The sequence below is a fragment of the Brasilonema sp. UFV-L1 genome (genome assembly GCF_012912105.1).
Classification (GTDB): Bacteria; Cyanobacteriota; Cyanobacteriia; order Cyanobacteriales; family Nostocaceae; genus Brasilonema.
The window spans coordinates 58454-72790 of the sequence record NZ_QMEA01000005.1; the positions used below are offsets into that span (position 1 = coordinate 58454).

11 protein-coding genes are annotated in these 14337 nt (G+C 41.7%); 8 read left to right on the forward strand and 3 right to left on the reverse strand.

Annotated elements, in window-relative coordinates:
* Positions 1 to 27 precede the first annotated feature (27 nt).
* The 3 genes from DP117_RS02840 (at position 28) to DP117_RS02850 (ending at position 4401) form a co-directional block, all read left to right on the forward strand.
* On the forward strand, positions 28 to 1935 hold the full coding sequence (locus DP117_RS02840) for a cyclase family protein (protein WP_211175879.1): 1908 nt from the start codon (positions 28 to 30) through the stop codon (positions 1933 to 1935).
* Between the two features lie 1016 nt (positions 1936 to 2951).
* A complete protein-coding gene (locus DP117_RS02845; RefSeq protein ID WP_169216825.1) occupies positions 2952 to 3608 on the forward strand; it encodes a sigma-70 family RNA polymerase sigma factor in 657 nt (218 codons plus the stop codon).
* A gap of 160 nt (positions 3609 to 3768) precedes the next feature.
* Positions 3769 to 4401, forward strand: coding sequence for a zf-HC2 domain-containing protein (locus tag DP117_RS02850; protein WP_169216891.1), 633 nt, complete (start codon positions 3769 to 3771; stop codon positions 4399 to 4401).
* Positions 4402 to 4471: 70 nt separating this feature from the next.
* Here the strand turns inward: DP117_RS02850 and DP117_RS02855 are convergent, their stop codons facing one another.
* Positions 4472 to 4870 carry a gamma-glutamylcyclotransferase gene (locus tag DP117_RS02855; RefSeq protein WP_169216826.1) on the reverse strand — a complete coding sequence of 133 codons (399 nt, stop codon included), beginning with the start codon at positions 4868 to 4870 and terminating at the stop codon, positions 4472 to 4474.
* 306 nt (positions 4871 to 5176) lie between these two features.
* On the opposite strand from DP117_RS02855, the gene DP117_RS02860 reads away from it, so the two are divergent.
* Positions 5177 to 5833, forward strand: coding sequence for a nuclease-related domain-containing protein (locus DP117_RS02860; RefSeq protein WP_169216827.1), 657 nt, complete (start codon positions 5177 to 5179; stop codon positions 5831 to 5833).
* 281 nt (positions 5834 to 6114) lie between these two features.
* Complete coding sequence (locus tag DP117_RS02865; RefSeq protein WP_169216828.1) at positions 6115 to 6483, forward strand: phospholipid-binding protein; 369 nt, start codon at positions 6115 to 6117, stop codon at positions 6481 to 6483.
* A gap of 187 nt (positions 6484 to 6670) precedes the next feature.
* Here DP117_RS02865 and DP117_RS02870 read toward each other — a convergent pair whose 3' ends face one another.
* Positions 6671 to 7216, reverse strand: a complete 546-nt coding sequence (locus tag DP117_RS02870; RefSeq protein ID WP_169216829.1) for a phosphate-starvation-inducible PsiE family protein — start codon at positions 7214 to 7216, stop codon at positions 6671 to 6673.
* 508 nt (positions 7217 to 7724) lie between these two features.
* The gene (locus tag DP117_RS02875) at positions 7725 to 10964 is read right to left on the reverse strand and encodes a glycoside hydrolase family 15 protein (RefSeq protein WP_169216830.1); all 3240 of its coding nucleotides are present in this window, start codon (positions 10962 to 10964) and stop codon (positions 7725 to 7727) included.
* Positions 10965 to 11325: 361 nt separating this feature from the next.
* On the opposite strand from DP117_RS02875, the gene DP117_RS36860 reads away from it, so the two are divergent.
* From DP117_RS36860 to DP117_RS02885, 3 genes are all read left to right on the forward strand, one after another.
* On the forward strand, positions 11326 to 11460 hold the full coding sequence (locus tag DP117_RS36860) for a hypothetical protein (protein ID WP_282440245.1): 135 nt from the start codon (positions 11326 to 11328) through the stop codon (positions 11458 to 11460).
* Positions 11461 to 11863: 403 nt separating this feature from the next.
* A complete protein-coding gene (locus tag DP117_RS02880) occupies positions 11864 to 13405 on the forward strand; it encodes a type I restriction-modification system subunit M (RefSeq protein WP_211175880.1) in 1542 nt (513 codons plus the stop codon).
* A complete protein-coding gene (locus DP117_RS02885) occupies positions 13398 to 14318 on the forward strand; it encodes a DUF4351 domain-containing protein (RefSeq protein ID WP_169216831.1) in 921 nt (306 codons plus the stop codon). The genes DP117_RS02880 and DP117_RS02885 overlap by 8 nt, the downstream gene beginning before the upstream one ends.
* Positions 14319 to 14337 lie beyond the last annotated feature (19 nt).

Genomic DNA, 14337 nt, shown 5'->3' on the forward strand with positions numbered 1-14337 from the left:
ACTATCGAAGCAATTTTAGAAAAGACTTTGAAGGATAATCACTCTCTCCTAGAGACAGCCAAGTCCTACTTGCTCAAAGAAATTGCACCTCAAGCTAACGAGATAGACCACAACCCAAATGCCTTATTCCATGCACTTCGAGGTCTTGGCGAGCTGAACCTCATGGCGCTGAGGGTTCCGCGTTACTGGGGTGGAAAAGAAGTCATTGAACAAACGTATGGCCGCTTTCAAGAACTGGTAGCAAGGTATTCTGGTGCTTTAGCCTTTTTACAAACCCAACACCAAAGTGCTGCTAGTATGCTAGTTGCTAGTAGCAACTCCTCGCTACAGGAAAAATATCTCCCTCGTATGAGTAACGCTCAAGTTTTACTAGGTGTTGGCTTTTCCCAGTTGCGACGTTCAGGTGAGTCCTTGACTGTAGCCACAGTAGTTCCTGGAGGATATCAACTCAATGGGGTTGTTCCTTGGGTGACAGGATGGAAATTTTTTAACGAGTTTATTATCGCCGCTACATTACCTGATGGTCGTGCTGTTTTTGGTGTTGTACCTTTACTGGAAACACATCAAGAGTCAGGAGGTACGCTGACACTTTCAACCCCTGCACAACTGGCGGCTATGACATCAACAAACACTGTAACCGCTACCCTGAAAAACTGGTTTTTACCCACAGAAGATGTCATTTTCATTAAACCTGCTGGTTGGATCCACGAAAATGATAAAAAGAATGTTCTTGGTGCTACTTTTCTAGCAACGGGATGCGCCCTTGCTAGTTTAGATATTTTGGAGTCCGTTGCAAGCACAAAATCTCTACCTTTTATCCAAAAAGCTTTTGATTCTCTTCAACAGGAGTTAAATCACTGTCGCAACGACATTCAGGAAGCGCAAAAGAATTCTGGTTTGGAATTAACTGAACGGCTGCAATTACGGGCTTGGGCGATTGATCTGGCTGGACGCATAGCTCATGCAGCTGTGACTGTTTCTAGTGGTGCTTCTATATATAGTCATCATAATGCACAGCGGGTGTACCGCGAGGCGCTGGTATTTACTGTGACGGGGCAAACTCGTGATGTTATGGAAGCAACGTTGGGGAGATTGACGCGACTAGGTTTTTATAATAAACCGCAGAGGCGCAGCGAAAAGTCTGAGCGGAGGTTTCCTCCGTTAGCGCAGCATCTCCGAAGGAGAATCAGATCTTTTCAAGACAGAGAACACAGAGAAAAAACAGAAGAGGAGAAAAATATCACTTACTCGCGGGTGGTACATTTGAGTCATATCATTGACCCAGATATTCCTCAATGGCAAGGTGATCCTCCAGTGGAATTTGAGACTGTGGCAGAACTGCACAAGGATGGTTATTATCTGCGGCGTTTTTCTCTTGGGGAACACAGCGCAACTCATATGAATGCTGCCAACAGTTTTCATTCTGATGGTATCGGAATTCACGAGTATTCTGCTGAGTCATTGGTTGTGCCAGCGGTTGTTATTGATATTCGAGAACAAGCACTGGTGAATTCAGATTACGTTCTTTGTGTTGATGATATTCTGGCTTGGGAGAAAAGATATGGTGAAATTCCGCCTGGTTCGGTGGTGTTACTCTATACGGGTTGGCAAAAGAAATGGTTGGATAAAAATGCTTTTTTTAACCAGGATGTTCTAGGAAATATTCATTTTCCTGGATTTGGTGTTGATGCGATACGGTTCTTACTGGAGGAACGTCAGATTGCAGGAGTCGGAATTGATACTCATGGGGTAGATTCAGGGCAAGATTCCGCTTTTACGACGAATCGCTTGGTGTTGGAGAAACCGTGTATTGTGTTGGAGAATTTGACGAATCTGGATCAGTTACCGCCGATAGGGGCTACTCTGGCGATTGGTGTGTTGAGGTTGCGTTATGGTTCGGGTTCTCCGGCTGGGGTGTTGGCATTGATCCCTTGACATTCCCTAGACTACGTGAGTATTGCACCGTGTCTCAGATCCTGCACATATGAGTATAAATATGGAGATTAGGAAAAAGCAGAGAAATAAAATTACATCATTTTTATTGGCTTTTGTCGGTAAAATAAGGGCTTTAGTTTTAGTACTGAGTGTAAAAAAACATAAAATCTTCTTGGTGCAAGATATCAGATGTCCTTACTTAACGTGAGTTCGATGGGTTGATTTAGACACAACAAAAGCTGAAACTGTAATCAAATGACAGTTCTAAGGTGTTTTTAGTATAGATGTCATTTGTGTTCCGAGTGACGCAATCGGAACTGTTGAAATAATGCGTGACCCCGAAGTGCTGATATTTCTCAAAGAACAGGCAAAAAATGCTTCTCGTTCTGCATTCTTCCTAGGTACTTACCGAAAATTCATCAACACTTATCAGTTCCCTCATGAATTTGTCAATAGTCGCAGGCAAACTAGGTCTATGGAGATTGCGCTACTGCTTTCACACAAAAAAGTCCAGTTCAGGAACTTTGTGACCTGGAACTCTTGACTGAATGTAGCAATCACTATTGGTGTGGGTGAAAGAAAAACTATGTTGGAAAAATTATTGCTTGCAGCTACAGTTACTTTTTCCTTAAATCTATTTTTGCAAGTTCAAATACCTGAACAAAGTAATACAAATATCAATCATTACGAACAAACGGACAACTCTTGGCATGGAAGTGTCATCCCTTTGTCCTTGTCTTAATATTCTGTCATTCAAAATTGTCAAGCGTAGGTGGTCAGTTCCCTATATTGCACAAATATAAGTAACATTGCCACACTGTTGGAACCTGATAACAAAAAGGTGCAGAAGACGAGATCTATGTGAAAAAGGCTAGTATTTAGTTCCTGAACTTGATATGTATCTGACCAGTTTACTATACCCTAGTGTTCCAGTCATAAATCCGTCACTCAATTAAGGAACTTCCTGCTAATAAGCAGGTCTAATAGATAGGGATGATTTAAACCCAGTGCGATCTATGAGTCAATCAATTACTGTATCCTGGTCAACGGTTGATACAAGGCTTCCAGAAGTATCAGTGCAAGTTGACAAACTCTCAAATCATGACCTTATTTTGCGTTGTCAAGCAGGACTACGTCCAGATCGTGCTGCATTTGCTGAGTTGTTACGTAGATATCAATCCCAGGTTGATAGAGTATTATACCATCTAGCTCCTGATTGGCCTGACAGAGCAGATTTGGCTCAAGAAGTTTGGATTCGCGTGTATCGGAATATTAACCGCTTACAAGAGCCATCCAAATTCCGGGGCTGGTTAAGCCGTATTGCCACCAACTTGTTTTACGATGAGTTGCGTAAGCGCAAGCGGGTTGTGAGTCCTTTGTCACTAGATGCTCCCCGTTCAGTAGACGATGGTGAGATGGATTGGGAAATTGCTGGAGATACTCCAGGACCAGAGGAAGAACTGACGACTAGAGAGTTTTACGAGCAACTACGTGAGGCGATCGCCGATTTGCCAGAGGTGTTCCGTACAACAATTGTTCTTAGAGAAATCGAAGGATTGGCTTATGAAGAAATTGCCGAAATCACTGGTGTTTCTCTGGGAACAGTTAAGTCGAGAATTGCCAGAGCAAGAGCGAGGTTGCAATTTCAGTTACAAAACTATCTAGATGCGTAATGTACAGTTTCCGTCCTTTGGTTAATGGCAGATTATGATAATTCGTTAAGAATATTAAAGAGATTACAGAGTGCTTCTGTCAACAGGAGAAGAATTGATTAGTTTCTCATGTTTATCCGCTGTGTTTACCCGTGGTGTAAGAATTGGTAATAATGTTAAGATGACTACTGATTCTCAGTTTGATGACCATTCTCCCTTGCAAACTCACAAAGATTTGCAACAGGAGAAGGCTGACTATAACAATGAATCAACGGGTGCTATGGATATGGTGAAGCGTGATCGCTTCGAGTTATTGAGTGCTTACCTTGATGGTGAGGTGACGGCTGCTGAACGCAAGCAAGTCGAGGAATGGCTTGCAGAGGATGCGACAGTTCAGCGTTTGTATGCTCGACTATTAAAGCTGCGGCAAGGTGTACGGGCTCTTCCAGTACCGGAACCTCAGCAGTCACTAGAAGAAACCGTCGAGCAAGTGATGACACGTTTGCACCGTCGTCCCAGGCTAGTGTGGATGGCTGGAGGTGCAGCTGTTGCTGCTTGCGTTATTGGCACCATTACTGGTCTACTGACAGGTGAGTCTAGGATACCTCAATTGGCTCAAAACCAACCAATCCAGCGGACACACTCAGCGATATCTATTCCTGTTGTCGCTTCACCGCTGAGCGTTGCCATAAATTACACGGTGATCCCAATACCAAAAACAGCAGAAGCCTCTTTGGAAAATTCAGTTGATAAAGTAGAGCCTCAATCACAGGATCTTGAGCACGAATTAAATCTTGAATACGATATAAACTAAAGAATTGTAAACGGTGAGTGATAATTTTTTTAATTTATTATTCATCGTTTGTAATTATTAGAGTTTCTAATTATTTAGATCCACTCCACCAACCGTCAGGTTGGTAGATGCCTTTTAGTTGAACTGCTAGCGTTTCTGTCATTATGTAGACCCAAGCCGAACTAAGCGAACGCTCTTGTAGATCAGAAATCTGAATTTGCGTTCTATTGTAAAGGTTTTCTGAAGCCGCTCTGTTAGGAGCATAATCTTCCAATTCGTCCAAAGCCGTCAATATTTCTGGGTTAGTAAATGAGAGTAAATATCCGTGTACAGCACGTTCTCCCAGTGTCATCGCTGGATAACCCATTGGTAGAGCAAACAAGTTACCTTGTGCAACTGCTCTAACCGTATTGACCACTTTACCAGCACAGTACCTGGAATAATTTTTTTCACCTGGTTTAAGAGTACCGTAGACAAAAACTTTTAGCACAAAGAATCCTTAATAACTACTGAAGTTTCTAGTTACAAAAATGCCTGTTTCAAGAGCAAGGCAACGATTGAGGCTGAAACCTTGAGCAGAAATTTTTTTGCAGAAATTTTTTTATCCTCACCACATGAATTGATTTGGGAAACTTTTCTGGTAATCAAGCTGAAAACTATTTGAATGTAAGTCTTTTACTCATATTATGCTTGAAAAACAATGTAGAAAATGTAGTGTAGCATATCTATAATTCTGCACAAGCTGTAAAATTTTGCTAATTCTCCCAATACTCTAGTAAAGATTTAAACAAAGGGAATGGATGTGCGAAAAGCTGGCAGGAGAATCAGACAATTAGCTCGCAAACGTAGAAGTGGAGCTTTAGCACTCTTCGGAGGAGTGTTTAGTTTAGCCGTCTCTCCCTTTTTGATTTTGTTACTGATACCAATAACATCGGGATTGAAAATATTGATTGTAGTTAGCTGCTGGGTTGGTGCAGCGTTGCTTTGTCAACAAGGGCAACAGTTGTGGATCAAAGCCAATCAAGCAGATAAAGGTGCTCAGGGAGAAGAAGAGGTAGAGCGACTGTTAAAACCTTTGGAATGCCAAGACTGGAAGATTGAATACAATGTTCCGCTTAAGCGCTGGGGTGATGCAGATGTATTTTTGCGTTCTCCTAAAAGCAATTATTTTGTAGTAGATGTCAAAAGTAACAAAGGCAGAGTATTTTTTGATGGTGCGATGCTGAAGCGACGTTACGGCAAGCAGGTTCATGATTTTAACAATGGAAAAGACTTGTTACAAGCAGTTAAGGGTCAGGCAAGCGTTTTAAAAGATATGAAGAAAGTCAGGCTTGTACAACCTATTATTTGCTTTACGCAAGCAAACCTTAAGGAAATCGATCAAAATAATCAAATTAATGGTGTATACGTAGTAGATACAGTAAACTTACTGAGATTATTGAAGTCAATGTAATATATATTTATATAATAATTTATATAATATACTGTGCGCGGTCACAAATAGAGCTTTTGTTATGTTGTGTAGCAAGGCGTTCAAGCATTTATAGTACATCAGTACGGACAAGTTCAGATTAAACCCTCCTCAAAACCATCCCTGCGACAGAGAGATTATGAATTTACTACCAAAGCAGTAACCAATAATACAACATATATTTTTCTGGGCAGATGTCGCTATTTACCCAGGCTTTTAGACTTAAATCTAATGAAACCCTCATAGGAGGTCACAATAGTATTATGGGTTGGTTAAAAAGACTTTTTGGACTAGAAAAACCTCAAAATGCACAAGTCAATCCAGAGCCACAGCCAGTGCAACAAGCGCAGCAAACTGCCGCTCCTCCTACTGCAACTCAACAAATTCCCCCAGAGCGCGTGGGATTGAATGGAGAATATGATCAGAGTGGTTTGGCAAAGCGGGTAGCACTCGCATTTGACCAAGATCAACAATTGGATGATATAGACACTCTCTGGGTTGCTCAAACAGGTAGCACTGTAGTGCTCAAAGGCAAAGTTCCCAGCCAAGACATTCTCAACAAAATGGTTTCTGTCGCGCGTTCAGTTAATGGTGCGACTGCTGTTGACAGTCATCAAGTTACAGTTGGTTAAAGATTTTCATAACTTATATCTTGCACGATTCTCAACAAGAGCTAAAAAACCGGGTAACTGAGGTGAAAAATTAAGGTTTGGCTAATGCTGTCATTCTCAACAAACCCGTTAGTTTGACAAGAGTGCAAGATAAAAGATAAGGTGGGTTATACCCACCTACTTCTAAAAAATGAAAGAAAAATAGCTTTTACCCTTTAGTAATCTCCTCATATTGAGTTGAATGTAGCAATTTACCTTCGTTTTCCGGTTGTTCTTGCTCACTGTGATTCAAAGCGCTATGTTTAATATGACCAGTGATATAATCCATGTGTGGCGTCTTGGCACACACTAGCAGTAGCGCACCCAGAATAAACAGTAAGCCACAAATTGATGCAGCCTGAACCCAAGAGATTTCCAGCGCTCCGTGAACAATGACTTCTCGCAGTACAGAGACTATTGAGACCTCCACTGCGACTCCTACAGCTATGCTATGCTCCTGTAAATACACCATTAGGAGTCGGAATAACTCGACCAAAATCAACAAAAATAGTATTTTTGCAGTCACTTGTTGATGATCTAATGGTAGTTTAAGTTGGCTAAATATCTCCCACAACTCCATCACCATGTAAACAAATAAACCCAAACACAGGACAATCACAATTAAGTCTTGGAAAGCCTCCATGTTGCGAACAATTCGATGTCTGTCAATCCAGCGATTGCGAAATAAATATTGACCCTTCTGGCGCTTTTTCATTTGCATTTTCATTCTTATCGACACAACTACAAGAGCAAATCAGTCAGTCTACCTAATGCTATTAACAAGACTTAGAGTTTTTTGAGAATCATCTAAACTATAAGCTTTATCAGGCAAAAGTCGTTTGCCATTGCTAACAAAATCTCCTCTAAGGAGTATTTTCGTAATTCTATCTAGGCAATAAAATAACGAAACGCTAAAAAAAAATAGCTGGTACTATTTCCGAAAAAAGTGTCGTGGAATGAACGCTTTTTCTCTTTTATAAGAGAGTATTTAATACCAAAACTTGGGTTTAATAATCTCTTTTAATGTTATAGTCCATGTAAGCGGGCTTGGTCAGTGTAGCTGAGGAAGTATGTTTCACAACTTCCCTGCAAGACATCAAGCATTCTGAACTCAAGGCTCTGCAATGCAAAAATCTGCCCCACTTTTTCTGGGAAAGTCTTGAATTCACAGATTTTGCTTTGAGAAGGTGCGTTAACGCAACGGCAACGCACCCTACGTCTTATTAAGCTGCGATATCTTGCCCAAACTCTGTTAAGAACCTGAACGCCTTGACAATATAATTAGTACATTCTCTGGGAGAAGTGTTGTAGAACGATCGCCACGCACTGGCTTTATCTTCATCATAGCTATCGCTTCTTTTTGGATGACTTTCTAACCATGCTAATCGTACGGCGTGACCGATTAACACATCCAATACAATATATTCTTCGATTTGTAAGTTGGGGTTGTTGGATACAATTGCTGCTAATTCTATCAACGCCTCAATATTAACTTGTCGGTATTCGGGAGCCTCAATTTTATTTAGCAAATGCTCAATCTGTAGAGCAAAATTCTTCTCTCCCGGTGTCATTTCCGACAGCATTAACTCACTATCCAATCGATTGCGACGCTCTAGTTTATCGCCAATCACCAAGCCTTTGCAATGTTCCATCACTAGCCAAACTTGCTTGAAAAAGTCTTTTGGAACACGTCCTGTTGCTCCCTCGGCTTGGCGGAAGCGTCGCCAACCGCCTGGTTGTACATCTATTTCATCTCCTAAGGCTGGTAGTACCGCCCAGTCAATGTCACTTTCTTTTTGTTTGACGTGCAGAGATTCTTGCTGGCGTAACAATTGACTCATGCTAACGTATTCAAATAATACCTGACGTAGCCGTGTTTTCACTTCAAAAGGCGAGAGTTGCATGAGATGTTCATAAGCTTCATCCTGAGTGACGTTTAACTCACGTACCAATTCGCTGGTAATCAACAGAATCATATAGCCAACTCTCAGGGTGAGTAGTCCTTTAAACAGTTCTGGTTCTGTCTTAATCAGGGTACTCAGATAAATCAGAACTTCTTGAGTCAGAACGCGATCGCTTATATCCTCTCGACAAAAGTGATTAATTTTCTCCACAATTTCGTTGTGCGACAAAGGAAGAGTGATGAGTGAATCTTCGCTGTAAGCCCTACCCACAGCAATTTGCTTACCGCGCACCACAATACTTGTCACCACATCCGACAAACCAATATCACTCATTTGTCGCAACCCTGCAGCACGACGCACAACTGCCCAAATGCCGCAATCACCTGCTTTAGTGTAAACTTCATCGAGCAAATCTGCTACAGTGACGGGACGTCCTGGTCCACCAAAGCCTGTATCAAATTCTAATCCTTTCAAACGAACCAAAGTCTGTAACAACTCTATTTGTTCGTAGAGATTTTCTGATGAACGCAAAAAGGAAAGCAACAATCCTAAGTTCGTTTCACACTCCATTTGAAATTCTTGAGTGTGCTGGAGGGATCCATTTTTGTCTGGGTTGTAAATAAGATAAGAGCAGCGAGGTGGAGTATCTTTAATGGAAGACAGAGAATATTTAAAATCTTCTTGAAGAAAATCAAGCCGTTGTGTTCCAGCCGTCAACATCAACTGATTAAGACGCCCCAATTTTACTTGTACACCGTTACAAACACCGTTATTGAGTTCTTGCATGAGAGCAAGTAATGCCTCACTTCCCGTTTCCAACATGGTGTGAGTCAACATTAAAGTAAGGATCGGACGTCCTAAATCAATCCAATATTTTTGAATGTAAGCAAGTTCACTTTTGATTTGATACACCAAAAAGTGGTAATCAAGAGTTAAGTAGAACACTTGAGCATCCAAAAACGAAGGCAGGAAGACAACTCTCTCCCCAAGAATGCGAAAAATCTTAGATGTAGTTAAACTTCTCAAACGTCGCATTGGACGTCCTGTTAAACCAAGTTTATCATTGCGTCCAACTTGAGTATAAATGTCTGAAAGGTCATCTGCTTGTCGAACTTGAATTGGTTCGACTTGTTTGGGTGTTTGTGTCTCAATTCCATAAACTGCCAGTTTTCCTTGTAAATCTTCATCTTCTGCAAGTAAGGCAATTTGTACGACAGCTTGCTGATTTTTCCCTATGCGTAAATGCCTTCCCAAAGGGTCAATATCTCCAACTGCTATTAACCCTTCACTTAACATTTGACCAAGAAAATATAAACTCTGTGCCCACACCAGAGGAATATTGTCGTTGGGTAAACGTGACTGACTTTGAGGTGCTAACTTTTCTGCTTCTACAGATTCTTCTGGAACATAATAAAGTTCTGGAAGCAGACGTAAACCATCACGCTCAATTAATGAAAATTCTAAACGTTCTTGGTAATGTTTCACTTGCTCTTGTTCGCCGCGAAACAAACCATCTAAAAATAAATAGGTAAAAAATAAAGGCCATTCACACTCAATATTTTCAAATTGTTTGAGTTCTAATGGTTCGTAATGCAAGCGGTTTGTGTCTTCTAATACTGTCTGGTGTCCATCGCGTAGAAAGCGCTTGCAACCGTATTTTCCTTCAAGTTTGTTGATGATATCGTTGCGAGTGCGTTCGCGCAGCTGCACATCTTCTACTGCAAATGCTGGAAAACTAATCACACTTAACAGCGCAGCATCAATTTCTTTTGATGAGGATTCTCTGGGTAATAGAGATTCTAGCGTAATTCTGGCACGAGCGATTTCATCTGGTAATGCGTGAATCACCGATGCTTGACAACCATGTACGCCAAATAAATCTAAGCCATTAATTGCTTCCAATGCAGCTTTTGCCATACCTATGGAACTAGCATTCAATTCTGCATTGCCATGATTAATTTTATTACCTCGTTCCCAAACACCGAAATCTGGAGTCCGGTAAGCTCGTCCAATGTAGTAAACTAAATTTTGGACGAAATTCACTTCGTCAAATGTGTAAATGATTTGCAACCCTGAAGCTGTCATTTGTGCCAACATCAGCAGAAATATTGACGTGGCATCTAATTGTAAATGTCCCCACTCATCATCACCTACAACAATATCACCCGTAGCAGTGTTGTACTTGGCGTGTAAAGCATCCAAGGGAGACTGAGTGTGCTTAAATTTCTCTACTTTAGGACTTTGGCGCATCATGGCAAACAACAAGCCCCGCATCAGCTTAACGACGCTGTGTTCTAACTCATAAGTGCGTCCCTTGTCTTCGTCAACTTTACGGTAGGCGTTAAGCGAAGCTCTGCCGTAGGCAATCGCCAATCCCCAAACTGCAAGAATGCTGTAAACGTTATCACGTACCCAAGCATCGGTGTAATCTCCGTGGGCACTTATTGCTGTACTTGCTGGTAGCAAACCTGTAATCGGGTTCTGACGGGCAAGGATGATTGTTTTAATTTGCTGATAATAACACTCAAGACGAGCTTGCAGTTGAGTGGTTGTGTTCATACTTGATTTTTTACGCTGTTTGCGGAATGCAACCCTAACACAGTGAAGTTAATTATGTCAGTCAAGCCAAAACTATCTTTAGTAGTAGGCACTGAAAAATGAATTTGTCATCTCCTGTCAACAGACAAGATAACTTTTCCATTTTTAGAGAAAAATACTCGAAATGTCAATTTTTTAAAATCTTTATCAGCAAGTCGATTATTTTATCTTTATCTTTAAATTAGTTTTGTTAATTATAAGTCAGGAAAAGTTTTATACACGATTTTCAAGAGATTTAGGAATTCATTCGAGAAATTCTAGTTTTTAAAAACACCAGACATATAAAGAAAATTACTAATTTTCAAAAAGGAGTTAATTTATTATGTCTAAACGTTATAATCGAAATCATTCTCCATTTGTAAAAGTTGTTTACTCTCAAGTCAAAATCAACGGTAAAACTGAACTAGTTCCAATGGAGTTATATGCCGATGGTTCACTTCAGAGGATTGTTGTATAGTAAGAATTTAGCACTCAGGAGCATAAGCGTGGCTTCTGAATTCTGACTGGAGGCGGAGCGCTTCCGGCTCTGCTTCTGACTTCTTCTCATGTTATAAAAACAAGTGAATAATGAGTTTATCATCAAAATCGCGTTATCTAAAGACTAAATAAAAAATCACGAATTTTCATTTTCCTCCTCGCATTATCCCCCCTAAACCGAAGGTTTAGGGGGGTTACTTATATTTTTTGCAAGCAAGGCTTGCTCATAGTTTGTATCATTTATACTGTTTATATTTTTGTAACTGGCGTCATTTTTTGCAACACAAGCGTTTGATTCGCGGTATAAAGGATGAGAGAAATTGTCCCTAAAACAAGTGTACGTGCTTGAAGTTTTGGAGAAATCGTAAAGAGTGAACCGAAAAGTGTTGAAGGTCGAAACCGTTACCTCTGCTACCTTACCCCTGACTTTTGTGGGCAAAATGACGACTCAGCAGCTAGAGAAACACCTCTGGGATGCGGCGGATATTTTGCGGGGGAAGATTGATTCAGCGGACTTCAAACACTATATTTTTGGGCTGCTGTTCTTCAAGCGCCTGTGCGATGTCTGGCAAGAAGAATACGAGGAACGGCTGAAACTCTATAAAGATGCGGAATTAGCAGCAGATCCAGAGGAACACCGCTTTCACATCCCACCAGGAGCGTTTTGGGATGACGTACGGAAACATTCTACCAATATAGGGGAGAAGCTGAACATCGCCTTCCGGGCGATTGAAGATGCGAATACACGCCTGCGCGGGGTGTTTCAAGATGTGGATTTTAACAATAAAGAGCGCTTCCCGGATGCGACGTTAGAATTATTGTTGCAGCATTTTAGCAAGCATCGGCTGCGGAATTGTGATGTTGAAGCGGATATTCTGGGTGCGGCTTACGAATATTTGATTGCTAAATTTGCTGATGATGCAGGGAAGAAGGGAGGCGAGTTTTATACCCCGAAAATGGTCACTCGCCTAATTGTAATGTGCTTGCAACCAGAAGAAGGGATGAGTATTTATGACCCCACCTGTGGATCTGGTGGTATGTTACTGGAGATGGTGAACTATCTCAAGCGTCAGGAGAAAAATCCCAAGTCGTTGCAGTTGTACGGACAGGAGATGAATCTCAACACTTGGGCAATTTGTCAGATGAATTTGTTTCTCCACGATATTGATGATGCGTTTGTTGTCCGGGGGGATACGTTGCGAGAACCCAAGCATTTGGTGGCGGAGGGGAGTAAAGTATTAAAGACATTTGACCGAGTGTTAGCAAATCCTCCGTTTTCTCTCAAGAATTGGGGAGATGAAACTTGGAAAAATGGGGATAAGTTTAGCCGAGATAGTTATGGTTGTCCGCCGAAATCTTATGGAGATTTGGCATTTGTGCAGCACATGATTGCCAGTTTGAACGAAACAGGCAAGTTGGGGGTGGTGTTACCGCACGGGATTCTGTTTCGCGGAGGTGCTGAGGCGAAAATTCGTGAGGGAATGCTGCAAGATGATTTGATTGAGGCGGTGATTGGGTTAGCACCGAATCTATTTTATGGCACGGGAATACCGGCTTGCGTGTTGATTATTAATAAAGAGAAAGAAGCGAAGCGCCAGAGAAAAGTACTGTTTGTCAATGGTGCTGAGGAGATGGTGGAAGGGAAAAACCAAAATACTCTCTCTGAGGCGAATATTAAGCGGTTGGCTCAAGCATTTTTGACGTTTCAGGATGAGCAACGGTTTGCGCGGGTGGTAGAGTTAGAGGAGATTAAAAAGAATGATTTTAATCTCAATATTGCCCGATATGTGCAAACGGCTGAGGAGGAAGAGCAGATTGATGTGGCAGCGGAGGTGATGGTTTTAAAGGAGTTGTTGGAAAAGCGGGATAAAGCTGAAAAGAAGATGTTGGAATTTTTGGACGAGTTGGGGTATGGTGATGATTGACCATGACCGCTTGTTCAAAGAACTCCTGTCTACTTTTTTTGTGGAGTTTCTTGAGCTATTTCTGCCGGATGTGATGACTTATTTAGAACCAGATTTAATCATGTTTCTGGACAAAGAAGTGTTTACAGATGTCACGGCGGGAGAACGTTATGAAGCTGATTTACTCGTGCAGGCGCAGTTTCGGGGTGAACCGTCTTGTTTCCTCATCCATGTGGAGAACCAAGCAAAAGCGCAAGCGAATTTTGGTAAGCGAATGTTCCGCTATTTTGCACGGTTGTCCGAAAAGTACGATTTGCCGATTTATCCGGTTGTGGTATTTTCTTATGACCAACCAAAACAAGCAGCCGCGAGTGAGTTTCGAGTTGAGTTTCCCGATTTTCGGGTGTTGCAATTTAACTACCGCGTGATTCAACTAAATCGTCTCAATTGGCGGGACTATTTGGATCAGGCGAATCCGGTGGCGAGTGCGCTGATGGCAAAGATGCAGATTGCGCGAGAAGACCGTCCCAAAGTGAAGGCTCAATGTCTGCGGTTGTTGGTGACGTTGCGGTTAGACCCCGCGAGAATGCAGTTGATTTCGGGTTTTGTGGATACGTATTTAAATCTTACAGAGTCGGAAGAGCAAGCGTTTGCTGAGGAAGTTGGTAGGATTGAATCAGAGGAACGGGAGCAGGTTATGCAGATTGTTACCAGTTGGATGCGGACGGGGATTGAACAAGGGAGACGCGAGGGAGAAGTCTCTATCGTGATGCGTCAACTCAGGCGTAAGGTTGGGGAACTTAACCCGGAGGTTGAGGCGCAAGTTCGCTCGTTAGAACTGGCACAGTTGGAAGAGTTGAGTGAGGCGCTGTTAGATTTTGAGGATGTGGAGGATTTAACGGATTGGTTGAGGAATTTGGAAGGAGGAGAGTAAGGTTGAGTGTGTTGAGGGA

Bases quoted from the DNA above. Each gene is read 5' to 3' on its own strand.
- DP117_RS02845 (WP_169216825.1), top strand. From the start codon at position 2,952: ATGAGTCAATCAATTACTGTATCCTGGTCAACGGTTGATACAAGGCTT.
- DP117_RS02850 (WP_169216891.1), top strand. From the start codon at position 3,769: ATGACTACTGATTCTCAGTTTGATGACCATTCTCCCTTGCAAACTCAC.
- DP117_RS02860 (WP_169216827.1), top strand. From the start codon at position 5,177: ATGGATGTGCGAAAAGCTGGCAGGAGAATCAGACAATTAGCTCGCAAA.
- DP117_RS02865 (WP_169216828.1), top strand. From the start codon at position 6,115: ATGGGTTGGTTAAAAAGACTTTTTGGACTAGAAAAACCTCAAAATGCA.
- DP117_RS02870 (WP_169216829.1), bottom strand. From the start codon at position 7,216: ATGAAAAAGCGCCAGAAGGGTCAATATTTATTTCGCAATCGCTGGATT.
- DP117_RS02875 (WP_169216830.1), bottom strand. From the start codon at position 10,964: ATGAACACAACCACTCAACTGCAAGCTCGTCTTGAGTGTTATTATCAG.
- DP117_RS36860 (WP_282440245.1), top strand. From the start codon at position 11,326: ATGTCTAAACGTTATAATCGAAATCATTCTCCATTTGTAAAAGTTGTT.
- DP117_RS02885 (WP_169216831.1), top strand. From the start codon at position 13,398: ATGATTGACCATGACCGCTTGTTCAAAGAACTCCTGTCTACTTTTTTT.